The organism is Ruegeria sp. CDSB113 (assembly GCF_059611045.1).
The window spans coordinates 83,004-106,135 of record NZ_JBXWOU010000007.1; the positions used below are offsets into that span (position 1 = coordinate 83,004).

The window sequence follows — 23,132 nt, forward strand, 5'->3', positions numbered from 1 at the left end:
CAAAATCAACTATTACTCGACAAGCAGCAATTGGAGGAATACAGGATGAACCATCCGACGGATCCGCACAAAATGACGCAAGCCGGCACGCCCGTTGGCACGCATGCGGGTTATATGCCCGGCTTTGGAAACGACTTCGAGACCGAGGCCCTGCCCGGGGCGCTGCCGCAGGGCATGAACAGCCCGCAGCGCTGCAATTACGGCCTTTATGGTGAACAGCTTAGCGGCACTGCCTTTACAGCCAATCCGCCCGAGCGCACGTGGTGCTATCGCATTCGCCCGTCGGTCAAGCATTCGCACCGTTACGAAAAAATCGACCTGCCGCTCTGGAAATCCGCGCCGTGCGTTGACCCGGACGTGATCAGCCTTGGCCAATACCGCTGGGACGCAGTGCCTCATTCCGATGAGAGGCTGACATGGCTCACCGGTATGCGCACCATGACAACGGCGGGGGATGTGAACACGCAGGTGGGAATGGCCAGCCACATCTATCTGGTCACCGACTCTATGGAGGATGACTATTTCTTCTCGGCCGATTCCGAAATGTTAGTGGTGCCACAGGAAGGTCGCCTGCGGTTCGCGACTGAACTTGGAACCATTGATCTGGAACCCAAGGAAATCGCCATTCTCCCCCGTGGCCTGGTGTACCGTGTCGAGGTGCTGGAAGGCCCGGCGCGCGGATTTGTCTGCGAGAACTACGGCCAGAAGTTCGAATTGCCCGGCCGCGGTCCAATTGGGGCCAATTGCATGGCCAATCCACGCGATTTCAAGGCTCCGGTGGCGGCGTTTGAAGACCGCGAGGTGCCTTCGACCGTGACGGTCAAATGGTGCGGGCAGTTCCATACCACAAAGATCGGCCAAAGCCCGCTGGACGTGGTGGCGTGGCACGGGAACTACGCGCCCTACAAATATGACCTGCGCACCTACTGTCCGGTCGGTGCAATTCTATTCGACCATCCCGATCCGTCGATCTTTACTGTCCTCACCGCGCCCTCGGGGCAACCGGGCACGGCAAACATCGATTTTGTGCTGTTCCGCGAACGCTGGATGGTGGCCGAGGATACGTTCCGCCCGCCCTGGTATCACAAGAACATCATGTCCGAGCTGATGGGCAACATTTACGGCCAGTATGATGCCAAACCGCAGGGGTTTGTTCCGGGCGGCATGAGCCTGCACAACATGATGCTGCCGCATGGCCCGGATCGGGAAGCGTTTGAAAAAGCATCAAACGCGAACCTCGGGCCAGACAAGCTGGACAACACGATGTCCTTCATGTTCGAAACCCGTTTCCCGCAGCATCTGACACCATTTGCAGCCAACGAAGCCCCGTTGCAGGATGATTACATCGACTGCTGGACGTCGCTTGAGAAAAAGTTCGACGGCACACCGGGCAAAAAGTGACACCCAAAAGAGGTTTGAATACATGCCATTAATGAAATCCTGGGTGGCCTCGGCCAATGAGGCCGATCACCCGTTTCCCCTGAACAACCTGCCATACGGCGTTTTCTCGACCGAAGGCGGTGATCCGCGGTGCGGCGTGGCGATTGGCGACATGATTCTGGACGTCACCGCAGCTGAGGCAGGGGGCCTGATCGAACTGGCAGACGAGCCGCTCTTAGATCTGCCTTTCTGGAACCCGCTGATGGAGGAAGGTCCTGCCGTCTGGGCTGCATTGCGCAACCGCCTGACCGCATTGTTGGCCGAAGGTGCAGAGGAACAGGCGCAGGTTGAACCGTTGCTTATTGCCCAGATCGACGCCGAAATGCACATGCCTTTTGCGGTCAGCGAATACACCGATTTCTATGCCGGACGTCACCACGCGCAAAACGTCGGCACCATGTTCCGCGGACCGGAAAACGCCCTGCCGCCAAACTGGTTGCATATCCCCATCGGGTATAACGGCCGGGCTTCTTCCGTTGTCGTGTCGGGCACCGATATCCGTCGGCCTTGGGGCCAGCTCAAGTCGCCCGATCATGACATGCCCGCTTTTCTGCCTAGCCGCCGTTTTGACATCGAGCTTGAGATGGGCGCGATTGTAGGTACACCCTCGGACGGACCCATCTCGGTTCAGGAGGCCGACGACAACATCTTTGGCTACGTTCTGCTGAACGATTGGTCCGCACGCGATATTCAGGCCTGGGAATATCAACCCTTGGGGCCGTTTCAAGCCAAAGCCACAGCCACTTCGATCAGCCCGTGGATTGTGACAAAGGCGGCGCTGGAACCCTTCCGCTGCGACACGCCTGCGCGTGAATTCGAGTTATTGGATCACATCAAAGACTGCGGTCCGATGCTGTATGACATTGATCTTGAGGTCACGATGGAGCCCGACGGCAAGGACGCCACAGTCATTGCTCGGACGAACTACAACGAAATGTACTACTCGGCCGCCCAACAACTGGCACACCATTCGACCTCGGGCTGCCCGATGAACACGGGCGACCTGCTTGGGTCTGGCACGATTTCCGGTCCAACAAAACCAGAGCGGGGCTCGCTGCTGGAACTCAGCTGGGGTGGAAAAGAACCGCTGACGCTGGATACCGGCGAAACCCGTACTTTTATCGAGGACGGTGACACACTGACCCTGACAGGTGCTGCCAAGGGCAAAGGCTACACCATCGGGTTTGGCGACTGTGTTGGAACTCTGTTACCCGCCCTTGAAAACCCATACACCCGATAAGGAACTCATCATGGCCAAGGCATTCGCGTCCCAAGGGGATATGTCGGAAAAGAAGATCTCTTTCACCGAGGTAGGCGAGGGTCTGTATGCCTTCACCGCCGAAGGCGATCCGAATTCCGGCGTCATCATTGGTGATGACAGCGTCATGATTGTCGAGGCGCAGGCGACCCCGCGTCTGGCCAACAAGGTGATCGAATGTGTGCGATCCGTGACCGACAAACCGATCACGCATGTTGCGCTGACCCATTACCACGCAGTCCGCGTATTAGGGGCCAGCGCCTTTGGTGCGCAACAAATCCTCATGTCCGACATGGCGCGCGCCATGGTCGTTGAACGCGGCCAAGAAGACTGGGACAGCGAGTTTCAGCGTTTCCCCCGCCTGTTTGAAGGTCATGAAAGCATCCCCGGCCTGACCTGGCCCACCACCACATTCAGCGACACGATGACGGTTTATCTGGGCAATCGCCGGGTCGATCTTATGCATTTGGGCCGCGCCCACACCGCAGGTGATGTCGTCATTCACGTACCCGATCAGAATGTCATGTTCACCGGTGACATCGTCGAATACCACTCGGCCTGCTATTGCGGCGACGGGCATTTCGGCGATTGGGGTGATACGCTGGATGAAATCAAGTGGTTCGACGTCGATGCCATCGCACCGGGTCGCGGGAACGCCCTGGTCGGCAAGGACATGGTCAATGCAGCGATCGAAAACACCCGTGACTTTGTCGAAAGCACTTACCGCCCGGCTGCGAAAGTGGCGGCACGCGGTGGGTCTCTGAAAGAGGCATGGGATGCAGTGCGCGCAGAGTGCGATCCAAAATTCGCCGATTACGCGATCTACGAACATTGCCTGCCTTTCAACGTCGCCCGCGCCTATGACGAAGCCCGCGGTATCGACACGCCCCGTATCTGGACCGCCCAGCGCGACTTGGAGATGTGGGAGGCCCTGCAGGGCTGAAGAAGACGGGCAAACTTGATCCAGATCGTTTTGCACAGGGGAAATAAGTGGAATCATAGGGCAAGGCCTTCTGGCGCACACGTGCCAGAGGGCGGGATCTAGTGCGCGCACGGCGCCTGAGTATCGGGGGAGAGCCCATGAACAAGATTTTCGAAGTTCCACTCTATGCCTATCAACGCAGCCCGGATCAGGACACGGCAAGCTCGGTACGACACAAGGTTATCGTGATTGGTGCCGGCCCGGTTGGGTTGGCCGCAGCCATTGATCTGGCCCAGAAAGGGGTCCCTGTCGTCGTGCTGGACGACAATGACAAGGTTAGCTTTGGTAGCCGCGCGATCTGCTTTTCACAGCGGTCTCTGGAAATCGCCGACCGTCTGGGCGCCGGGGGTAAGTTGGTCGATAAAGGCGTGCTGTGGGATGCCGGCAAAGTCTTTTTTGACAACCGTCAGATCTATGAGTTTCACCTGCAACCCGACGCGGGCTATGCGCACCCCGCCTTCATCAATCTGCAACAATACTATTTTGAAAAAGCGCTTGTTGAGCGGGTGCGGGAATTGCAGGCCGATGGCGCGCCGATTGAAATTCGCGGCCAGAACAAAGTCGAAGCCGTCGGCACGCACAACGATCACGTCAAGCTTGAAGTCGAAACTCCCGAAGGCCCCTATAACGTTGAGGCGGATTGGCTGATTGCCTGTGACGGTGCAAACTCGCCTACCCGCCGCATGCTCGGCCTGGATTTCGAAGGCCGCGTATTCGAAGACAACTTTCTGATCGCTGACGTGGTGATGCAGGCGGACTTCCCGACCGAACGCTGGTTCTGGTTCGACCCGCCGTTCAATCGCGGACAGTCCGCGCTGCTGCACAAACAGCCGGACAACGTGTGGCGGATCGACCTGCAACTGGGCAGGGACATCGACCCCGAGCAGGAAAAACAACCTGAAAACGTGATCCCTCGCCTAAAGGCGATGCTGGGCGAAGAGATCAATTTCGAACTTGAATGGGTCTCGATCTACACATTCCAGTGCCGCCGAATGGAGCGGTTCCGCCATGGTCGCGTATTGTTTGCTGGTGACAGCGCTCATCAGGTCAGCCCATTTGGCGCTCGGGGGGCCAACTCTGGCATACAGGACACAGACAACCTGTGCTGGAAGCTGAAGCTGGTCATTGACGGCGAAGCGCCCGAGGTTTTGCTGGACAGCTACAATCGTGAACGGGTCGAGGCTGCGGATGAGAACATCCGCGCATCCACGCAATCGACCGAATTCATCACGCCCAAGTCCGACATGTCGCGCCTGTTGCGGGATGCGATTTTGGACCTCAGTGAGCATTATGAGTTTGCGCGCCCGCTGGTCAATTCCGGCCGCTTGAGCACACCTTGCGCCTATACCGCATCATCGCTCAGCTCTGCCGACGCACTGAACGGGCCAGAGCTGACACGCCCCGGTTCCGCCTGCCCGGACGCACCTTTGGGCGATGAATTCCTGCTGCCAAAACTGGCTGGGAAATTCACGCTGCTGACAATTGATGCGGATGCGCCTGACAGTATCGAAGAGGGCGGCGTGCAGGCGACGCGGCTGGCCCTGTCGGTCAAGGATGACCTGTCTTTGGAGTTGAAGCGCAGGTATCTGGGTGATGCCACGGGTGCGGTGTACCTGATCCGACCTGACCAACACGTCGCAGCCCGTCGCGACACATTCGAAGAAAACGCGTTCCGGCAGGCGATCCGCCGGGCAACAGGTAAGGAGTGAGCGAAATGACCGATCTGATCCTTTCCCCCAATCTGGAAAATGCTGACGGTTTCTATGCCGATCTGGTGGCGGCGCATGATGGGCTGGTCAAAGCCGACAGTGACGCCCTGAATGCTCGTCTGGTTCTGGTCCTGGCCAATCACATCGGCAACGCAAATGTATTGTCTAGCGCCCTGAAAGCCGCCACGCTGGAGGACACCTGACGAACTGAGGAGATCGACGATGAGCGGCGTGGTGCTGTACGACTTTTGGCGGTCTTCGGCCAGCTACAGGGTGCGCATCGCGCTGAATCTGGCCGGGATCACCTATCGCGGCGTGTCGGTTGATCTGACAGCGGGCGAACAAAGGTCCGGCAACCACACGGCGCGTAATCCGCAGGGGCTGGTCCCCGTGCTCGAGATTGACGGGCTGCGGTTGACGCAATCTCTGGCCATTATCGACTATCTTGACCAAACTCGCGGCCTTGGACTGTTGCCTCCGGAATCGGCGGCCCGGGCGCATGCGCTGGCTTTGGCGCAATCCATCGCGGTTGATGTGCATCCGGTCTGCAACTTGTCGGTCGCGCAATATGCCACTTCGCTGAGTGATGGCGCTGACGGGATGCCCGGAGACTGGATGCGGCATTTCATTCGCCCCGGTCTACTGGCTTTTGAGGCGCTTCTCGAGGGTTTTGAACAAGCGCCCTATTGCACCGGGACCAAGCCGGGACTGGCCGATGTTTGCCTGGTCCCGCAAATGTACAATGCGCGCCGTTGGGACGTGGATTTATCGGACTTGCCGCGCAGTTTAAACGCCGAGGCCGCTTGTGCCGAACATCCCGCCTTTGCCGCAGCCCACCCAGATCTCCACGCAACCACTTGATCTGGCGCACAGAGCCTGTGTGACGGCGCAAGTGGCAATACCAATTGCAGCGCCGTACCTTGTTCGAAACGTATGCAAGAGGCCCCAATGTCAGAGATCACCGGCTATCACGCCCATGTCTATTACGACGCAAATACGCAAGCCATTGCCCAGCAGGTCTGTGAAGAGGTCGCCGATCTGTTTCCAGTGCAGATGGGGCGCATGCATGCCAAAAATGTAGGCCCCCACCCGCGATGGAGCTGCCAGTTGGGCTTTGACCCGGACGCGTTCGATCAAGTCATGCCTTGGCTAATGCTGAACCGACAGGGCCTGACCATCTTCACCCACCCCGAAACCGGCGACCATCTGGCGGATCATCGGGACCGGGCCATCTGGATGGGTGAAATGCTGGATCTTGATCTGTCGATCTTTGACAAGGTGGGCACTTAAGTCAGCGCCTTTGCCTGATCCCGCAATTTGAACTTTTGGATCTTGCCAGTCGAGGTCTTGGGTAAAGGTCCAAACACCACCGTTTTGGGAGCTTTAAAATGGGCCATGTTTTCCCGACAGAAGCCGATGATATCAGCCTCACTCGCCTGCGCGTTTGGCTTAAGTTCGATGAATGCACAGGGCGTTTCGCCCCATTTGTCATCCGGGCGCGCAACCACGGCGGCCTCCATCACCGCCGGGTGCTTGTATAGGATATCCTCAACCTCGACGGATGAGATATTCTCACCCCCCGAAATGATGATGTCTTTCGACCGGTCCTTAAGCGCGATGTAACCGTCCGGATGCATCACCCCCAGATCGCCAGAGGCAAACCATCCACCCCGGAACGCCTTATCTGTGGCTTCGGCGTTCTTGAGGTAGCCTTTCATAACGACGTTTCCTTGCATGAAAATCTCACCCATCGTCTCACCATCAGCAGGCACAGGTTCCAACGTGTCCGGGTCCGCAACCATCAGCCCCGACAGAGCCGTATAGCGCACACCCTGACGGACCTTCAGCGCAGCGCGGTCTTCGGCCCCCTTGTCGTTCCATTCATCCTTCCAGGCACAGACCACTGACGGGCCATAAGTCTCGGTCAATCCATAGACATGGGTAACTTCGACGCCCATGTTTTCCATGCTTTCGATCACCGCAGCGGGTGGCGGCGCGCCAGCGGTCATCACCTTGATCTCATGATCGAAATCCTTGAGGTGATCAGGCGCATTGGCAAGCATGTTCAGAACGATCGGCGCGCCGCAGAAATGCGTGACTTTCTCATCCCGGAACGCCGCATAAATCGGTTCGTCCCGCACGGCCCGCAGGCAGACGGAAACCCCCGCATTGGCGGCCATCGCCCAGGGGAAACACCAGCCGTTGCAGTGGAACATCGGCAGGGTCCACAAATAGACCGAATGCTTTGGCATGTTCCAATCCAGTAGATCCGACTGGGCGTTCAGCGCAGCCCCTCGGTGGTGATACACGACACCTTTCGGATTGCCGGTTGTACCAGAAGTATAGTTCAGCGTGATCGCGTCCCACTCGTCGTTGGGTAAGGACCAGTTGAAATCCGGGTCACCTTCGGCCAGCAAGGCGTCATAAGTCAGGCGGCCCAGCTTCTCTCCACCATCAAAGCTTGGGTCTTCGATATCGACGACCAATACGTCGTGATCGACCTGCTTCAGCGCCTCTTTCACGACGCCCGAGAATTCCGGATCGACCAGCAAAATCCTGGATTCCGCGTGGTTCAGAATGAAAGCAATGATCGGCGCATCCAATCGGGTGTTGATGGCATTCAGAACAGCGCCCGCCATAGGCACCCCAAAATGTGCCTCATACATTTCCGGAATGTTGGCGGCGATGATAGAAACCGTGTCGCCCGGGCTGATTCCACGGGCCGACAATGCGCCTGCCAAACGACGACAGCGGGCATAGGTTTCAGCCCATGTATAGCGGCGCGCGCCGAATACTACCGAAGGGTAGTCCGGATAAATCTGCGCCGTCCGCTCGATAAAACTCAGCGGTGACAGCGGAGTATAGTTTGCCCGGCACTTGTCCAAATGACGCTCGTAGATGCTGGCTTGTGTCATTTACTAACCCTCCCTCGTCCATTTCGGCGAATTGAGCACAAAGTTGATCCTCTGACAAACCCGTAAAAATACGGCGCGGCCATGGACTGGAATTACGGGATGGTGCAATCTGGCCCTATCTCCGACAGAGCTTTCGCGGTGATCTGAGCCATCGAAACACAAAGCCGGGAAAGCCCATTTTTGGCAACCCGCGCCCCAGTCATTCTGAAAGGACATGTCATGGACGGCACGTTCAACGAAAACGATCTCTCCCACGTGGTCGAGGCCGACCGCGCCCATATCTGGCACCACCTGCTGCAGCATAAGCCATTGGAAACCAATGATCCAAAGATCATTGTCGAAGGCAAAGGCATGCGCGTCTGGGACCAGAATGGCAAAGAACACCTTGATGCTGTGTCCGGCGGCGTCTGGACCGTAAACGTCGGCTATGGCCGCGAATCGATTTGTAAGGCGGTTCATGACCAGCTGATGAAGCTGTGCTATTTCGCCAATACCGCAGGTTCGATCCCCGGTTCGATCTTTGCTAAAATGCTGATTGAAAAAATGCCGGGCATGAGCCGGGTCTACTACACCAACTCCGGCTCTGAGGCGAACGAGAAGGTGTTCAAGATGGTTCGCCAGATCGCGCACAAGCGCTACGGCGGCAAGAAAACTAAGATTCTGTACCGTGACCGCGACTATCACGGCTCGACCCTGGCAACCATGTCTGCAGGCGGTCAGGACGAGCGTACGGCGCAGTACGGCCCCTTCGCGCCCGATTTCGTTCGCGTTCCCCACTGCATGGAATACCGCAAGCACGAGCTGGACGGCGCGCCTGAAGAAAACTTTGGCGTCTGGGCCGCGGATCAGATCGAAGAAGTGATCCTGCGCGAAGGTCCCGAAACCGTTGGCGCCCTGTGTCTTGAGCCTGTGACCGCAGGTGGTGGCGTCATCGAAGCGCCCGAAGGGTATTGGGAACGCGTGCAGGAAATCTGCAAAAAGTACGACATCTTGCTGCATATCGACGAAGTTGTCTGCGGCGTGGGCCGTACCGGCACCTGGTTCGGTTATCAGCAGTACGGCATCAAGCCGGACTTCGTGACCATGGCCAAAGGCGTTGCCTCAGGTTATGCGGCGATTGCCGTGATGGTCACCACCGAGGAAGTCTTTGACATGTTCAAAGACGACATGTCGGACCCGATGAGCTATTTCCGCGACATCTCGACCTTTGGTGGCTGCACCGCCGGTCCGGCTGCTGCGATCGAAAACATGCGCATCATCGAAGACGAGAACCTGCTGCAGAATTGCATTGATATGGGCGACCGGATGTTGGGCAACCTGCAGGCGCTGATGGAAAAGCACGAAGTCATCGGCGACGTGCGCGGCAAGGGTCTGTTCCTGGGTGCTGAACTGGTCGCAGACCGGGTCACCAAAGAGCCAATGGACGAGAAAAAGGTTCAGGCGGTCGTTGCCGACTGTATGGCGCAGGGCGTCATCATCGGTGCCACCAACCGTTCGATCCCCAGCCGCAACAACACGCTGTGCTTCTCGCCCGCACTGATTGCAACCGCAGACGACATCGACCAGATCACCGATGCGGTCGACGGCGCATTGGGTCGTGTATTCGGCTGAACGTAACTGAAAACATCTGCCACCACTCACGCAATCACGGCAGATGAACTTAAACCGGCGCGCCCACCGCGCCGGTTTTTTTGTGTTTACACACGCGGGTTTGTCAAAAGCACCAACTCAAGTACCCTGTGGCTATCGCACCCCATGCAGGAGACGTGTCCAATGGTACTCAAGCTCATCCGAAGCCTCGCCGCCGTGGCCATCCTTGCGGTCGCCACCCCTTCCAGCGCCGATGAAGGCAGCGGCTTTCCCCAGATCGTCGGCACCTGGCACGGCACCTATCTGGTCGCTTTCGCCAAATCGAACCCAAACCACGGGAAAGGCCTGCTGAAAACCGAGATGGAGCTGGAAGTCACCAAACTGGACGGCAACCTGATCACCGCCACCAATCGCTGGCGGCGTATCGGTGACACCGAGTGGATCGTCGAAGAAGCAATGGGCACCTTCAGCCTGGACGATCCCACTCGCTTTGTTCTGGCCGAGGCCGGGATTTCGGGCGAAGATGTCTCGGCGGGGATTTTCAACGGAGTCTATCTGGATGACGTGATCATGGTCACCTATGCCGGTCCGGGGACCGGCGTGGCGTTTGCAGCGCAGTTGGTAAAGAAAGACCCAAGCAAATAGGCTTATGGCTCCGCTAAAAATTAGCGAAACACACCAGCCAAAGTTTGGCCGCCATCCTATCTCTTGCCGTTATGCCTCCACTGATGCAGACTTGAATCAGGAAGGATGTCTGCCTCACCACTTAGCAAGTTGGCAGACCACCCAGCGCGACACCATTCTTTGAGAGGAGTGTGTCATGGCATCCAAAGCTACAGGGTCCACACCACCGGACAACCTGACGCCGCAACAAGCGGCTATGCCCCAAATCAATAGGGTAACGACAAGTGATATCACCGCATCGCTGAAGGCAGGGTTTTCCGACTTTCTGGCGCGCCCTTTTATGAGCGGATTCTTCGGCCTGTTCTATGCGGTTTTCGGGATCCTGATGATTTGGAGCCTGGTCTGGCTCGGCAAGATTTGGATGATCATTCCCGCCATTGTTGGATTCCCGCTGGTCGCGCCTTTTGCTGCCGCCGGGCTATACGAAATGTCCCGTCGGTTGCAGAATGGAGAGAGTTTCGGCTGGTCAGAAATCCTGACCGTGATGGCCAATCAACGCAAACGCGAATTGGGCTGGATGGCCTTTGTCACCCTGTTCATTTTCTGGGTTTGGATTTACCAGATCCGGCTTTGGCTGGCGATCACCCTGCAAAACGCATCCTTTTCGGATTTTGAAGGGTTCTTGAATACCGTATTCTTCACACCTCAGGGCTGGACTTTCCTTGCCATTGGCACCTGCGCCGGCGCATTTTTGTCGGCCGTACTATTCTCAGTGACCGTCGTTGCCATGCCCATGCTGCTCGACCGGGAAACCAATTTTGTTTCGGCCATGTTGACTTCTTTGCGCGTCGTCGCGGAAAGCCCCGGTGTCATGCTCACTTGGGCCGCGATCATCTCAGTTACTATGCTGTTGTCGCTGGTTCCGGCGTTTCTGGGCCTGATCTTTACCTTGCCGATCCTTGGCCACACCACATGGCATCTTTATCAGCGGGCGGTACCGCCAGTGCAGGAGTGATCCGTCGGAGTATCACCACGGCCATTGTGCGCTTTTAATGGCCGAAATTTTGCTGAGTTCACTTTCGGCTATCAATGAAAAAGGCCGCCCCAAATGGGACGGCCTTTCATTCACTGTCTCTGCTAAGAGAGGATCAGGCAGCCAGAGCAGCCTGAGCTTGGGCGACGATCGTGCCGAACGCTTCCGGTTCGTGCACGGCCAGGTCGGCCAGAACTTTACGATCCACTTCGATACCGGCCAAGGTCAGGCCGTTGATGAAGCGGGAATATGTCAGTGCTTCGTCATGCGAACGGACAGCAGCGTTGATACGCTGGATCCACAGCGCGCGGAAGTTGCGCTTGCGGTTTTTACGGTCGCGGGTTGCATACTGGTTCGCCTTGTCGACGGCCTGACGGGCAACCTTGAAGGTGCTCTTGCGGCGGCCATAGTAACCTTTGGCGGCCTTGATGACCTTCTTGTGACGGGCGTGAGTTACGGTTCCACCTTTAACGCGGGACATGTCTTAATCTCCTCTTATCGGTCGTAGGGCATATAGCCCTTGACGATTTTGGCGTCGGGGGCGGACAGGGTGGTGTTGCCACGGGCATCGCGGATGAATTTCTTGGTCCGCTTGATCATGCCGTGACGTTTGCCGGCCTGGCCAGCAAGGACCTTACCGGTCGCAGTCACCTTAAAGCGCTTTTTGGCGCTCGACTTTGTCTTCATCTTAGGCATTTCCGTCTCCTTTCGGGGTTCGGTACTAAACGCGACTCGGCATGCCACATTGGCCGGTCACGCGATCAGAAGCGCCGTTTACGCAAGTTCGACCATACTGGCAAGGGGGGTTAGACCAGAATCTGCGCTTTTTACAGGCTGATCAGGCACCGGGGCGACCAAGGCCGCCCCGGTGGTTTGAGTTAATGCTCGAATTTGCGGATTTCGCCGGTCTTCAGTCGGCTCGCATAGCTGGCCAGTTCTTCACGCACCACCTTCATCAGGAAGTACAACGCAAAGACGTTCACGACCGCCATCGCAAAGATCGCCGCATCCGAGAAGTCGATGACAGGGCCAAGATTGGCCGCCGCGCCGATGACAACGAAGATGCAGAAGATGACCTTGAACACCAGCTCCTTGGCGTGGCCTTCCCCGAACAGGTAGGTCCAGGCCTTGAGGCCATAGTAGGACCAGCTAATCATGGTTGAGAAGGCAAACAACACAACCGCTATCGCCAGAACGTACGGGAACCAGCTGAAGGCGCTGCCAAAGGCGGCAGAGGTCAGGCTGACGCCCGAGTTACCATCAACGGTCGCAATGGCATTACCCGCTTCGTTCAGCATGTAATTGCCGGTTTCCGGATCGACGATCAGCTGCTGGGTGATGATGATCACCAGCGCCGTCATCGTACAGATCACAACCGTGTCGATGAACGGCTCAAGCAACGAGACGAACCCTTCGGTGATCGGCTCTTTGGTCCGCACCGCCGAGTGTGCAATCGCTGCAGAACCCACGCCCGCTTCGTTCGAGAACGCAGCACGACGGAAGCCTTGGATCAGCGCCCCGACCATACCACCAGCGACGCCGAGGCCGGTGAAGGCACCTGCGAAAATCTGGCCGAACGCCCAGCCGATTTGATCAGCATTCATGATGATGATCACCAGCGCCGCAGCCACATACAGGACACCCATGAAAGGCACGACCTTTTCGGTCACCCGTGCGATGGATTTCAGTCCGCCCACAATGACAAGGAACACGATGATTGCAAAGACAACCCCTGTGATCCATCCGGGATAGTCGCCCGTGATGCCCGCGATCTGTTGGTGCGCCTGATTGGCCTGGAACATATTGCCCCCGCCCAGCGCGCCCAGAATACAGAAGATCGAGAACAGGACGGCCAGAATCTTGCCTCCAGGCAAGCCAAGCTCGTCAAATCCCTTGGACATATAGTACATCGGGCCACCGGAAACGGTGCCATCCTCGTATTCGTTGCGGTATTTCACGCCCAACGTACATTCGGTGAATTTCGACGCCATGCCCAGAAGGCCCGCGACAATCATCCAGAAGGTGGCACCCGGTCCGCCAATGCCGACGGCAACCGCCACACCGGCGATGTTGCCTAGGCCAACCGTCCCCGACAGCGCCGTGGCCAGAGCCTGAAAGTGGCTGACCTCACCCGCATCGTTGGGGTCGGAGTAGTCGCCTTTGACAAGGCTGATCGCATGGCCAAAGAACCTGAGCTGCACAAAGGCAAAGTACAGCGTGAAAACAGTCGCCGCGACGACCAACCAGCCGACGATCCAAGGGAAACTGGTTCCCGGGAACGGCGCAAAGATAAAGCTGACAAATGGCCCGGTGAAATCGGCAAATGCCTGATTGATCTTGTCGTCCAGTCCAGGCGCGTCTTGCGCCATTGCCGGTGCGGCGATCAAGGCGGCGATTACAGCCAGCCAGAGATGTTTCAACATAGTCATTCTCATCCCTCCCGTCAGTTCACAACAGTGACTGGCACATCGGCGTGCATGACCAGATTTTGGGTCGAGCTGCCAAACAAGCGTTTCTTGAAACCATCGGCCGAGGCGCGCCCGACGATGATCTGCGAACCGCCATTCTCAACGGTGATTGCGTTCAGAGTTTCAGCCACGTCGCCATGACGCACGATGCCCTGCACTGTGTAACCATCTGCAGTCAGGGCTTCGACAGCCGGGGTAACAATCCGGTTCGTCGCAAGTTCGATTTCTTCTTCTCGCCGCTTGTGCCGCAATGCGTTCTCTTCAGGGGTCTGAAAAGTAAATGGGGACCATTCGATGACATAAACAACCAGCAATTCACACGTGCCAATTCGGCCAGCCAGATCTTTGGCAAAGGCGATGGCGCGTTCTCCGGTTTCTGTCCCGTCCAGTCCAATGACAATTTTCGTTGTCATAACGTTCCTCCAATAATTTTGGTTATGCCGGGACCCGTGTACCCGGCAGGGCGGCCGGAACCTGGAACTTATTAAGTGGACCGCCCATGCGCCCGAGTATCCCGGAAAAACCCTCAAAAACAGAGAGTTATCTTCCGGACACATCCGTTATTTCGGCATGTCATTGAAATTTATATATTTTTTTCGCCTAAAATTTAAGCGTATCGGGTTGATACCTGCTTTTCTAGACCCTGTATCGCAACTGTCACCCAGGATCAGTGTTGTAGATCAGTCGTTCATCGCAAGGCGCGATACGCAAAATATTGGTCGTTCCCGGGACGTTGAAAGGCACGCCAGCAGTCACCACGATCTGATCGGCTTCGGAAGCGAACCCTCCGGCACGGGCCGCACGGGCCGCGTTGACGACGGCACCTTTGAACCGCTCCAGCTCGGGCGTCATCACGCAATGACAGCCCCAGCTCAGACACAGACGCCGCGCGGTTCCGGTAGCCGGCGTCATTGCGATGATCGGAACGCCCGGACGCTCGCGGGCGGTCAGCAGCGCGGTGGTGCCGCTTTGGGTAAAACAGCAAATCGCTTTGATATCTGTTTTTTCGGCAATCTCGCGCGCGGCGGCAACGATACCATCTGCAATAGTGGTCCCCTTTGCCGTCCGGGACGCCGCTATGATCTGCGTATAGGTCGGGTCGGCTTCGACCTCGATGGCGACCTTGTTCATAGTTTGTACAGCCTCGATCGGATACGTACCCGCCGCGGATTCCGCGCTGAGCATGATCGCATCCGTGCCCTCGTAGATTGCCGTCGCCACGTCCGAGACCTCGGCCCGGGTTGGCATCGGGCTTTCGATCATGCTTTCCAGCATCTGGGTGGCCACGATCACAGGTTTAGCCGCCCCACGGCATTTGCGCACCAGTCGTTTCTGGATCGGGGGCACGGCTGACACCGGAAGCTCGACACCCAGATCGCCGCGCGCGACCATGATCCCGTCAGAGGCATCCAGAATGTCGTCGAATGCCTCGACCGCTGCAGGTTTTTCGATTTTGGACAGGATGGACGCACGCCCATCTGCCAGCGCGCGGGCCTCAAACACGTCCTTAGCACGTTGCACAAAGCTGAGCGCCAGCCAGTCCACACCCAGTTGGCAGACGAATTCCAGGTCGTCGCGATCCTTGGCCGACAGAGCTGCCAGTGGCAGCACCACGTCAGGAACATTCACACCTTTGCGGTTCGAGATCGTGCCGCCGACCTCAACAGTGCAATTGGCAAAATCCTGGCCACAGTCCTGCACAGTCAGACGGATTTTGCCGTCGTTGACCAGAAGGCGCGCGCCCGGCTCCAACGCAGCAAAAATCTCAGGATGCGGCAGACAAACGCGGTTGATGTCCCCGGGCGCAGGGTCCAAATCCAGACGGAAGGCCGCGCCTTCTTCAAGTTCTTCTGCGTCGTTGGCGAACACCCCGACACGCAACTTGGGTCCTTGAAGGTCGGCCAGAATTGCGATTGGCCTGTCCAGGTCTTTTTCGATCTGTCGGATGATCCGGTGGCGTTCGCGGATCTCATCATGGCTGCCGTGGCTCATATTCAGGCGGAAGACGTCTGCGCCTGCCTCGTACAGCGCGCGGATCATGTCATAGTCATTTGACGCCGGTCCCAGCGTCGCCACGATTTTCACATTTCTCAGGCGTCGCATTGGTCTGGCTCTCCTAACGTCTTCTCTTGATTCTGCGCAAATGTTACCGCAAACATTGCTCAGCCTGCTTATTGCGCAATTCCCTTTTCAAAGCAACTGCCCTACACCTGCGACAAACTAGATGACAGGCTTATGACGTATTCCCCGTTTTTTATTCACGGCGCGGATCGGCCCTCGCGTTGGCTGATCACATGCGACCACGCATCCAACTTGGTTCCGCCCGACATCCAAGGTGGCGACCTTGGCCTGCCTCGTGAAGATATGGAACGCCACATCGCTTATGATGTAGGTGCCTACGAGGTGTCAAAGCATCTGGGTGAGCTTTTGAATGCGCCCGTAATCGCAGCCAATTTTTCCCGCCTCGTGATTGATCCGAACCGCGGCGAAGATGATCCGACCTTGCTGATGAAGCTCTATGACGGGTCGATCATTCCCGGCAACCGGCACGCCGATGCGGCAGAACGAGAGCGGCGTTTGAACATGTGCTATCGCCCGTATCATGACGCGCTGGCGCAAATGGCCGCGTTGCCGCATGCGGTAATCGTGTCAATGCACTCGTTCACGCGGCAACTAAGGGGTCGTGATCCCCGCCCTTGGCACATTGGCGTTCTGCATACTCCGGATGAACGATTCTCGGGCCCGTTGATCAACCGTCTTGAGGCCGAGGGTGACCTTTGCGTCGGCGTTAACGAACCTTACACCGGCGTGCTGCCCGGTGATGCCATTGACAAACACTGTACCAGTTTTGGTCGCCCCAACGCACTGATCGAGCTGCGCAATGATCTGATTGCCGAACACGCAGGACAGCGAGAATGGGCCGAGCGGCTAGCCCCTATCCTGCAGGACGCACTGGGCGAAAGCGGGTTGTGACAAAAGCCCTCACTTCATTGTGAGAACCCGCCCCAGACCCCATATTATTGGGAAAGGAGGCCACAATGACACAGGAGTTTCTGACGTCCATCTTTGGCTGGATGGCTGTGCTTAACATCGCGGTTCTGCTGTTCACAACCGTGATGATCTTGCTGTTGCAGGACTGGATCGCTGGCATTCACGGCAAAATGTTCCAGATGGAACGCCCCGCAGTGAAAAGGGCGTATTTCCGGTACCTGGCAAATTATAAGATCCTGACGCTGATCTTCTGCATCACCCCATGGCTGGCTTTAAAACTGGCCTGATACGCTGATTATTGAAACATCGCCCACGGGCCGCTAGGTCACATACAGCACGCATTTCTGTCATCCGGAGCCAGACCATGGACAAGCAAACCGAAATCGAACTTCAGGCCGCCGCATTCCGTCGCTTGCAACAGCATCTGATGGAGGACCGCACTGATGTGCAAAACATCGACATGATGAATCTGGCCGGGTTCTGCCGCAACTGTCTGTCGCGGTGGTATCAAGAAGCAGCCAACGAAAAAGGCATTGAAATGGGCAAGGACGAAGCCCGTCAAGTTTTCTACGGCATGACCATGGATGAGTGGAAAGCCAATTACCAGACCGACGCCAGCCCGGAAAAACAGGCCGCCTTCAAAGTCGCGTTCGAAGAGAATGTAACGAACAAGGGCTGACGCCCAAAACGAAAGAGGCCCGCCAATCTGGCGGGCCTTTTCTTTAGATTGCGACCTTGCGACTTTCGTCGAGATAAATCTCTCGCAAACGCTTGGCGATGGGTCCCGGTGTACCGTCGCCCAGCGCAACCCCGTCAATCTCGACCACTGGCATGACAAACGCGCTAGCCGAAGTGGTGAAAGCCTCATCCGCTTCCTTCGCCTCATCAATGGTGAACAGGCGCTCTTCGACTTCCATCTGTGCCTCGGCCGCCATGCGCAGCACGGCCTTGCGGGTGATGCCATGCAGAATGTCGTTCGACAGCGGGCGGGTGACAATCTTGCCATCCTTGACGTAGTAGGCGTTGTTGCTAGTGCCCTCGGTCACATAACCGTCCTCGATCAACCACGCATCGTCACAGCCAGCCTTCTTGGCCATCATCTTACCCATCGATGGGTACAGCAGCTGAACGGTCTTGATGTCCCGGCGGCCCCAGCGGATGTCTTCGATCGAGATGATCTTGGCACCCTTCTTGGCTGCGGGACTGTCGGCCAGGCCGGGCTTGTTCTGAGTGAACAGCACGAGGCTGGGCTTGGTATCCGCCGACGGGAACACAAAATCGCGGTCGCCATCCGATCCACGGCTGACCTGCAGGTAGATAAGCCCTTCTTCGATGCCGTTCAGCTCTACCAGCTTGCGATGAATTTCAAGCAGCTCATCCTTGGTGCAGGGCTCAGCCATCTCCAGCTCATCCAGAGACCGCTTCAGACGCACGGCGTGACCTTCGAAATCGATCAGCTTGCCATCCAGAACGCTGGTAACCTCGTAGACAGCGTCTGCAAACAGAAAACCACGGTCAAAGATGGACACCTTGGCCTCGGTCTCGGGCAGGTATTCGCCATTTACATAAACGGTGCGGGTCATGTCTTGTCTCCTCAGCCCCAGAGGTCCGCTTTGGGCGGGTGCACTCCGGCATCATCAAAAATCAGCGGGTTGTCGCGGTCTTCGGCCAGCAGAAGCGGCCCGTCAAGGTCTGTTACCATCACGCCCTGTGCCAACAGTGTCGCAGGCGCCATGGCAAGCGAGCTGCCAACCATGCATCCGACCATCACGCGATAGCCTTCAGCCAGCGCCTGCTGGCGCAGTGCCAGCGCCTCGGTCAGGCCGCCCGTTTTGTCGAGCTTGATGTTGACTACATCGTACTTGCCCTTGAGGCCCGGAAGGCTTGTGCGATCATGACAGGACTCGTCAGCACACACCGGCACGGGGCGCTCCATTCCAATCAGGGCGTCATCTTCCCCGGCGGGCAAAGGCTGCTCGACCAGGGCCACACCCAAACGAACCAGATGTGGGGCAAGGTCGGCGTAAACCGCCGCTGACCAGCCTTCGTTGGCGTCCACGATGATCGTGGCATCCGGTGCACCTGCGCGCACGGCCTCCAGCCGGGGCATGTCATCCGGTGTGCCCAGCTTGATCTTCAGCAAGGGTCGATGCGCATTGGCTGCGGCCTGCGCCTGCATCTTTTCCGGGGTATCCAACGACAGCGTATACGCTGTGATTTCTGGCCCCGGAACCGGCAGCCCGGCCAAATCCCAGGCCCGCTTTCCTGCGCGCTTGGCCTCAAGGTCCCAAAGGGCGCAATCAACCGCATTCCGTGCCGCGCCGGCAGGCAAAAGGTCCATCAGGCTGTCGCGGGTAAACTCGGCAGGCAAAGCTGCAATCTCGGCCTCGACCGAGTCCAGCGTTTCATCGTACCTGGCATAGGGCACGCATTCGCCCCACCCCTGATAGGTTCCGTCAGAAATCCGAACCGTCAGCACCTTGGCCTCGGTCCGAGACCCGCGCGAGATCGTAAAAACCTGCGCCAGCCGAAACACGTCACGAGAGATTTCTACCTGCACGCGCCAGCTCCTTCATCTTTTCAAAACATTCTCGCCGAAGGCGGACAACCCCGCCTCCGGCGCGCTTAGATCACAGTGCGGCCAGCGCATCCACCAGTTTGCCCGACCCAAAGCGGAACGGGTCGGTCGCGGGCAGGCCCATTTCAGCCTCGACTTTGGCCAGATACGCGGTGGCGTCCTCTTCGGACATATGCTGGGTGTTCACCGAAATACCGACGACCTGACAATCCGGATTGGCAACCTTGGCCAGACCCAATGCCGTGTCGCGCAGCGCTTCCAATGTCGGCAGTTGATAGGTTGGCAGCCCACGCATATGGTCGCGGGTCGGCTCATGGCTCAGGATCAGCGCATCCGGCTGGCCGCCGTGGATCAGCGCCATAGTTACACCGGAATAGGACACGTGGAACAGCGACCCCTGCCCTTCGATAAGATCCCAATGATCATCATCGTTGTCAGGTGTCAGCCATTCGACCGAACCGGCCATAAAATCCGCGATGACCGCGTCCAACGGCACGCCGTCCCCAGTGATCAGGATGCCGGTCTGACCGGTCGCACGGAAGGTCGACTTCATACCGCGCTGGCGCATCTCGGCATCCATTGCCATGGCCGTATACATCTTACCAACCGAGCAATCGGTCCCAACCGCCAAGCAGCGCTTGCCCTTGCGCTTGATGCCGTTTGCAATTGGGTATTCCACTGAAGGCACACGAACATCGTGCAGCTTGCGGCCGGTGGCCTCGGCGACGGCAACCAGATCGGGCTCATCGCTCAGCAGGTTGTGCAGGCCAGAGGCGAGGTCAAAGCCTTCCTCCAACGCCATGACCAGAACCTTCTTCCATTCCTGGCTGATCACGCCACCACGGTTGGCGACGCCGATAACCAGCGTCTTGGCGCCGGCTTCCTTCGCCTCGGTCAGGGACATGTCGGTCAGGCCCAGATCAGCCTTGCAACCTTCCATACGGTACTGGCCAACGGCATTCTCAGGACGCCAGTCCTTGATGCCGATTGCAACTTTGGCCGCCAATTGGTCGGGCGCATCGCCCAAAAACAGCAGGTACGGTGTCTCGATCATTGCGGTTCACTCCTTTGATTCTGGCGCAATCTAGGGGACGATTTCCACGAGTGTTTCGCGTTTTCGTCCGACAACGCCCCGTCACGTGGGAAATTTTTGCGCCTTCTCCCTAAATGGCGCACTGATCTTTCAAGTTTTCAAAGCGATTAAACTTTAATCACTGTTTTGACCCTGTATTGCGGCAATTGCTGCGATTGCATTGCCGCAGCTGCACAAAGATGCTTGCTATGGCCTGCGCAATTTAATACCCCATGAGGCAAGAAAATCGTAATTTCCTTTCTCGCACGAGGTCCAGATGAGCTTTCGCATCCAACCCGCCGCCCCCGCGCGCCCCAACCGTTGTCAGTTGTTCGGACCGGGATCAAACATCAAACTGTTCCCGAAAATGGCCGCGTCGGCAGCCGATGTCATCAACCTCGATCTCGAGGACTCGGTCGCGCCGTCGGACAAGGACGCCGCGCGCGCAAATGTGATCGAAGCTCTGAACACCGTCGATTGGGGCAACAAATACATGTCCGTGCGCATCAATGGGCTGGACACACCCTATTGGTACCGCGATGTGGTGGACCTGCTGGAACAGGCCGGCGACCGGCTGGATCAGATCATGATCCCCAAGGTCGGCTGCGCGGCGGATGTCTACGCTGTGGACGCGCTGGTCACTGCCATCGAGCGCGCAAAGGGCCGTACAAAGCCCGTCAGCTTTGAGGTCATCATCGAATCCGCAGCCGGCGTTGCCCATGTCGAAGAGATCGCGGCCTCGTCTCCGCGCATGCAAGCGATGAGCCTGGGTGCAGCTGATTTTGCAGCCTCGATGGGGATGCAGACCACCGGTATCGGCGGCACGCAGGAAAACTATTACATGCTGCGCGAAGGCGAAAAGCACTGGTCCGACCCGTGGCATTGGGCGCAGGCTGCCATTGTTGCGGCATGCCGGACACATGGCGTTCTGCCTGTGGACGGGCCCTTTGGCGACTTCTCAGACGACGAAGGCTACATCGCCCAGGCAAAACGTTCGGCTACCTTGGGTATGGTCGGAAAATGGGCGATCCACCCCAAGCAGATCGCGTTGGCCAACCAGGTCTTCACCCCATCAGATGAAGCCGTGTCCGAGGCACGCGAAATCCTGGCTGCGATGGAGCAGGCCAAAGCCAATGGCGAAGGCGCAACCGTTTACAAAGGTCGTCTGGTCGACATCGCCTCGATCAAACAGGCCGAGGTGATCGTTGCGCAGGCCGAATTGATTGCCGCGAGCTGATTCAATCAAAAAAGGCGCCCCACGGGGCGCCTTAAAAACCTAACTTGTATGGTACTCAGCGAGCAAAGGCGCTGTTAGGAGTCCACTTTAACTTTTCGCCCGCTTTTCCCCATTTCATCATCAGACATGACGTCCCATATTTCTGATAGTAGTAGATTTTAACTTCGTACCAACCCGCCTTGGGCACTTCGACTTCCACCTGCTCATTGGCCGAACAAGGCTGCGAGCCGCCCGCATTCCCTACATTCTGCCCGCCGATCCACGCCTCGATGCCGTCATTGGAATAAGTAGCTAATTCATAGACTCCGGGCGCGTCGAACTTGATATAGCCCTGAATATCAGCCGCTACGTTGTAATGTTCGGGGTGAGTCATAACCGGATCACCCTTGCTGGTGTCACGATAGTCCAGCCCCCGAAGCGATTGCCCCGGTTGGCTGTCGGTCTTCAAAAGCCGCTTTGCGCTGCTGATCGATTGGATTCTGGCAGGCGGCTTGCCAGCCCATGCATATTTAACTGACAAGCCAGGCTTCAGCCCCGATGGCTGCGGGCTTGCTGGCTCCAGCTTCAGCGGCGCGGACAAAGCCGCGCCAGCGATTACTGCCACCGCAGTGGCCAGCGCTCCGATCCGAATAAGTTTCATTGTCTTCTCCCTGTGTGCGGCCTTTTATGGTTTGTCCCAATTCGGCCTTTGAGAAGACACTAGGCTGCGAAAATTCACCCTGCAAGCCGGTTGAAGATCACAATTCCAACGTCAGGCGCGCATATCTTTGGGTGAATCCATCACCACATAAGACGTGATCGACGTCACATGTGGCAGTGTTCCCAAAACTTCGGTGTGGAATGTCTTGTACGAAGGTAAGTCCGCGCATTCCACGCGCAACAGGTATTCGATGGTCCCCGTGATATTGTGGCATTCGACCACTTCCGGCACACGTTGTAGGGCGCGTTCGAACCCTTCCTGTGCAGCCTTGGTATGTTCACCCAGCCCAACGCCGATATAGGCAACGAATCCGACGCCTATCTCGGATGGGTTCAGGACTGCGCGGTAGCCCGAGATTACACCCGAACGCTCCAACTCCTGCACGCGGCGCAGGCAGGCGGAAGGAGATAGCCCCACCCGGTCTGCCAGATCCAGATTACTGATGCGGCCGTCTTGCGAAAGCTCTCGCAATATTTGCTGATTTATGTGGTCAATTTTCGCCATTGATTGTGATATTAACGAGACCGCGCATTAA

At 57.4% G+C, this 23,132-nt stretch carries 25 protein-coding genes; 14 read left to right on the forward strand and 11 right to left on the reverse strand.

The window, feature by feature from the left end; all coding sequences use genetic code 11:
• Nucleotides 1-45 precede the first annotated feature (45 nt).
• The 7 genes from hmgA to AC2FIS_RS13820 all read left to right on the forward strand — a co-directional run bounded on the left by hmgA (nucleotide 46) and on the right by AC2FIS_RS13820 (nucleotide 6,679).
• Nucleotides 46-1,401, forward strand: coding sequence for a homogentisate 1,2-dioxygenase (hmgA, locus tag AC2FIS_RS13790; protein ID WP_496773914.1), 1,356 nt, complete (start codon nucleotides 46-48; stop codon nucleotides 1,399-1,401).
• Between the two features lie 22 nt (nucleotides 1,402-1,423).
• Complete coding sequence (gene fahA / locus AC2FIS_RS13795) at nucleotides 1,424-2,680, forward strand: fumarylacetoacetase (protein ID WP_282153139.1); 1,257 nt, start codon at nucleotides 1,424-1,426, stop codon at nucleotides 2,678-2,680.
• 10 nt (nucleotides 2,681-2,690) lie between these two features.
• Entirely contained in the window at nucleotides 2,691-3,641 is a 951-nt protein-coding gene (locus tag AC2FIS_RS13800; RefSeq protein ID WP_496773915.1) for an MBL fold metallo-hydrolase, read from the forward strand.
• Between the two features lie 137 nt (nucleotides 3,642-3,778).
• The gene (locus AC2FIS_RS13805) at nucleotides 3,779-5,389 is read left to right on the forward strand and encodes an FAD-dependent oxidoreductase (RefSeq protein WP_496773917.1); all 1,611 of its coding nucleotides are present in this window, start codon (nucleotides 3,779-3,781) and stop codon (nucleotides 5,387-5,389) included.
• Nucleotides 5,390-5,394: 5 nt separating this feature from the next.
• A complete protein-coding gene (locus AC2FIS_RS13810; protein WP_496773918.1) occupies nucleotides 5,395-5,592 on the forward strand; it encodes a DUF2783 domain-containing protein in 198 nt (65 codons plus the stop codon).
• A 19-nt stretch (nucleotides 5,593-5,611) separates the two neighbouring features.
• A complete protein-coding gene (gene maiA / locus AC2FIS_RS13815) occupies nucleotides 5,612-6,250 on the forward strand; it encodes a maleylacetoacetate isomerase (RefSeq protein ID WP_496773919.1) in 639 nt (212 codons plus the stop codon).
• 87 nt (nucleotides 6,251-6,337) lie between these two features.
• Nucleotides 6,338-6,679 carry a DOPA 4,5-dioxygenase family protein gene (locus AC2FIS_RS13820; protein ID WP_496767278.1) on the forward strand — a complete coding sequence of 114 codons (342 nt, stop codon included), beginning with the start codon at nucleotides 6,338-6,340 and terminating at the stop codon, nucleotides 6,677-6,679.
• Here AC2FIS_RS13820 and AC2FIS_RS13825 read toward each other — a convergent pair.
• Entirely contained in the window at nucleotides 6,676-8,304 is a 1,629-nt protein-coding gene (locus AC2FIS_RS13825; RefSeq protein WP_496723378.1) for an acyl-CoA synthetase, read from the reverse strand. The two genes, AC2FIS_RS13820 and AC2FIS_RS13825, sit on opposite strands and share 4 nt — an antisense overlap.
• A 219-nt stretch (nucleotides 8,305-8,523) precedes the next feature.
• Here AC2FIS_RS13825 and AC2FIS_RS13830 point away from each other — a divergent pair, with 219 nt between their 5' ends.
• The 3 genes from AC2FIS_RS13830 (at nucleotide 8,524) to AC2FIS_RS13840 (ending at nucleotide 11,533) form a co-directional block, all read left to right on the forward strand.
• Nucleotides 8,524-9,915, forward strand: coding sequence for an aminotransferase family protein (locus AC2FIS_RS13830; RefSeq protein ID WP_496773921.1), 1,392 nt, complete (start codon nucleotides 8,524-8,526; stop codon nucleotides 9,913-9,915).
• Nucleotides 9,916-10,077: 162 nt separating this feature from the next.
• Complete coding sequence (locus AC2FIS_RS13835) at nucleotides 10,078-10,539, forward strand: hypothetical protein (protein ID WP_496773922.1); 462 nt, start codon at nucleotides 10,078-10,080, stop codon at nucleotides 10,537-10,539.
• 175 nt (nucleotides 10,540-10,714) lie between these two features.
• Nucleotides 10,715-11,533, forward strand: coding sequence for a DUF2189 domain-containing protein (locus AC2FIS_RS13840; RefSeq protein ID WP_496773924.1), 819 nt, complete (start codon nucleotides 10,715-10,717; stop codon nucleotides 11,531-11,533).
• Between the two features lie 133 nt (nucleotides 11,534-11,666).
• On the opposite strand, the gene rplT is transcribed toward AC2FIS_RS13840, so the two are convergent.
• From rplT to pyk, 5 genes are all read right to left on the reverse strand, one after another.
• Nucleotides 11,667-12,032 (reverse strand): 50S ribosomal protein L20, encoded by a 366-nt coding sequence (rplT, locus tag AC2FIS_RS13845; RefSeq protein WP_058279005.1) that lies wholly within the window; start codon nucleotides 12,030-12,032, stop codon nucleotides 11,667-11,669.
• A gap of 14 nt (nucleotides 12,033-12,046) precedes the next feature.
• Nucleotides 12,047-12,247 (reverse strand): 50S ribosomal protein L35, encoded by a 201-nt coding sequence (gene rpmI, locus AC2FIS_RS13850; RefSeq protein WP_010443552.1) that lies wholly within the window; start codon nucleotides 12,245-12,247, stop codon nucleotides 12,047-12,049.
• 182 nt (nucleotides 12,248-12,429) lie between these two features.
• Complete coding sequence (locus tag AC2FIS_RS13855) at nucleotides 12,430-13,980, reverse strand: alanine/glycine:cation symporter family protein (protein WP_496723386.1); 1,551 nt, start codon at nucleotides 13,978-13,980, stop codon at nucleotides 12,430-12,432.
• Between the two features lie 14 nt (nucleotides 13,981-13,994).
• Complete coding sequence (locus AC2FIS_RS13860; protein WP_058273350.1) at nucleotides 13,995-14,432, reverse strand: universal stress protein; 438 nt, start codon at nucleotides 14,430-14,432, stop codon at nucleotides 13,995-13,997.
• Between the two features lie 244 nt (nucleotides 14,433-14,676).
• Nucleotides 14,677-16,122 (reverse strand): pyruvate kinase, encoded by a 1,446-nt coding sequence (pyk, locus tag AC2FIS_RS13865; RefSeq protein WP_108861341.1) that lies wholly within the window; start codon nucleotides 16,120-16,122, stop codon nucleotides 14,677-14,679.
• 132 nt (nucleotides 16,123-16,254) lie between these two features.
• Between pyk and AC2FIS_RS13870 the strand changes: the two genes are divergently transcribed.
• The 3 genes from AC2FIS_RS13870 (at nucleotide 16,255) to AC2FIS_RS13880 (ending at nucleotide 17,689) form a co-directional block, all read left to right on the forward strand.
• The gene (locus AC2FIS_RS13870; RefSeq protein ID WP_496773925.1) at nucleotides 16,255-16,992 is read left to right on the forward strand and encodes an N-formylglutamate amidohydrolase; all 738 of its coding nucleotides are present in this window, start codon (nucleotides 16,255-16,257) and stop codon (nucleotides 16,990-16,992) included.
• Between the two features lie 65 nt (nucleotides 16,993-17,057).
• Nucleotides 17,058-17,297 carry a DUF6868 family protein gene (locus AC2FIS_RS13875; RefSeq protein ID WP_496773926.1) on the forward strand — a complete coding sequence of 80 codons (240 nt, stop codon included), beginning with the start codon at nucleotides 17,058-17,060 and terminating at the stop codon, nucleotides 17,295-17,297.
• Nucleotides 17,298-17,374: 77 nt separating this feature from the next.
• Nucleotides 17,375-17,689: a DUF1244 domain-containing protein gene (locus AC2FIS_RS13880; RefSeq protein WP_496773927.1), complete on the forward strand. Its 315-nt coding sequence runs from the start codon at nucleotides 17,375-17,377 to the stop codon at nucleotides 17,687-17,689.
• A 43-nt stretch (nucleotides 17,690-17,732) separates the two neighbouring features.
• Here the strand turns inward: AC2FIS_RS13880 and AC2FIS_RS13885 are convergent, their stop codons facing one another.
• The 3 genes from AC2FIS_RS13885 to dgcN all read right to left on the reverse strand — a co-directional run bounded on the left by AC2FIS_RS13885 (nucleotide 17,733) and on the right by dgcN (nucleotide 20,642).
• The gene (locus AC2FIS_RS13885; RefSeq protein WP_496773928.1) at nucleotides 17,733-18,593 is read right to left on the reverse strand and encodes a D-amino-acid transaminase; all 861 of its coding nucleotides are present in this window, start codon (nucleotides 18,591-18,593) and stop codon (nucleotides 17,733-17,735) included.
• An 11-nt stretch (nucleotides 18,594-18,604) separates the two neighbouring features.
• Entirely contained in the window at nucleotides 18,605-19,570 is a 966-nt protein-coding gene (gene dgcA / locus AC2FIS_RS13890; protein ID WP_496773930.1) for an N-acetyl-D-Glu racemase DgcA, read from the reverse strand.
• Between the two features lie 70 nt (nucleotides 19,571-19,640).
• Nucleotides 19,641-20,642 (reverse strand): N-acetyltransferase DgcN, encoded by a 1,002-nt coding sequence (gene dgcN / locus AC2FIS_RS13895; RefSeq protein WP_496773931.1) that lies wholly within the window; start codon nucleotides 20,640-20,642, stop codon nucleotides 19,641-19,643.
• 295 nt (nucleotides 20,643-20,937) lie between these two features.
• Between dgcN and AC2FIS_RS13900 the strand changes: the two genes are divergently transcribed.
• Complete coding sequence (locus AC2FIS_RS13900; protein WP_496773933.1) at nucleotides 20,938-21,897, forward strand: L-malyl-CoA/beta-methylmalyl-CoA lyase; 960 nt, start codon at nucleotides 20,938-20,940, stop codon at nucleotides 21,895-21,897.
• A 55-nt stretch (nucleotides 21,898-21,952) separates the two neighbouring features.
• Here AC2FIS_RS13900 and AC2FIS_RS13905 read toward each other — a convergent pair whose 3' ends face one another.
• Both AC2FIS_RS13905 and AC2FIS_RS13910 read right to left on the reverse strand, forming a co-directional pair.
• A complete protein-coding gene (locus AC2FIS_RS13905; RefSeq protein WP_496773935.1) occupies nucleotides 21,953-22,537 on the reverse strand; it encodes a PA14 domain-containing protein in 585 nt (194 codons plus the stop codon).
• A 111-nt stretch (nucleotides 22,538-22,648) separates the two neighbouring features.
• Entirely contained in the window at nucleotides 22,649-23,101 is a 453-nt protein-coding gene (locus tag AC2FIS_RS13910) for an Lrp/AsnC family transcriptional regulator (RefSeq protein WP_058273360.1), read from the reverse strand.
• Between the last annotated feature and the right edge of the window lie 31 nt (nucleotides 23,102-23,132).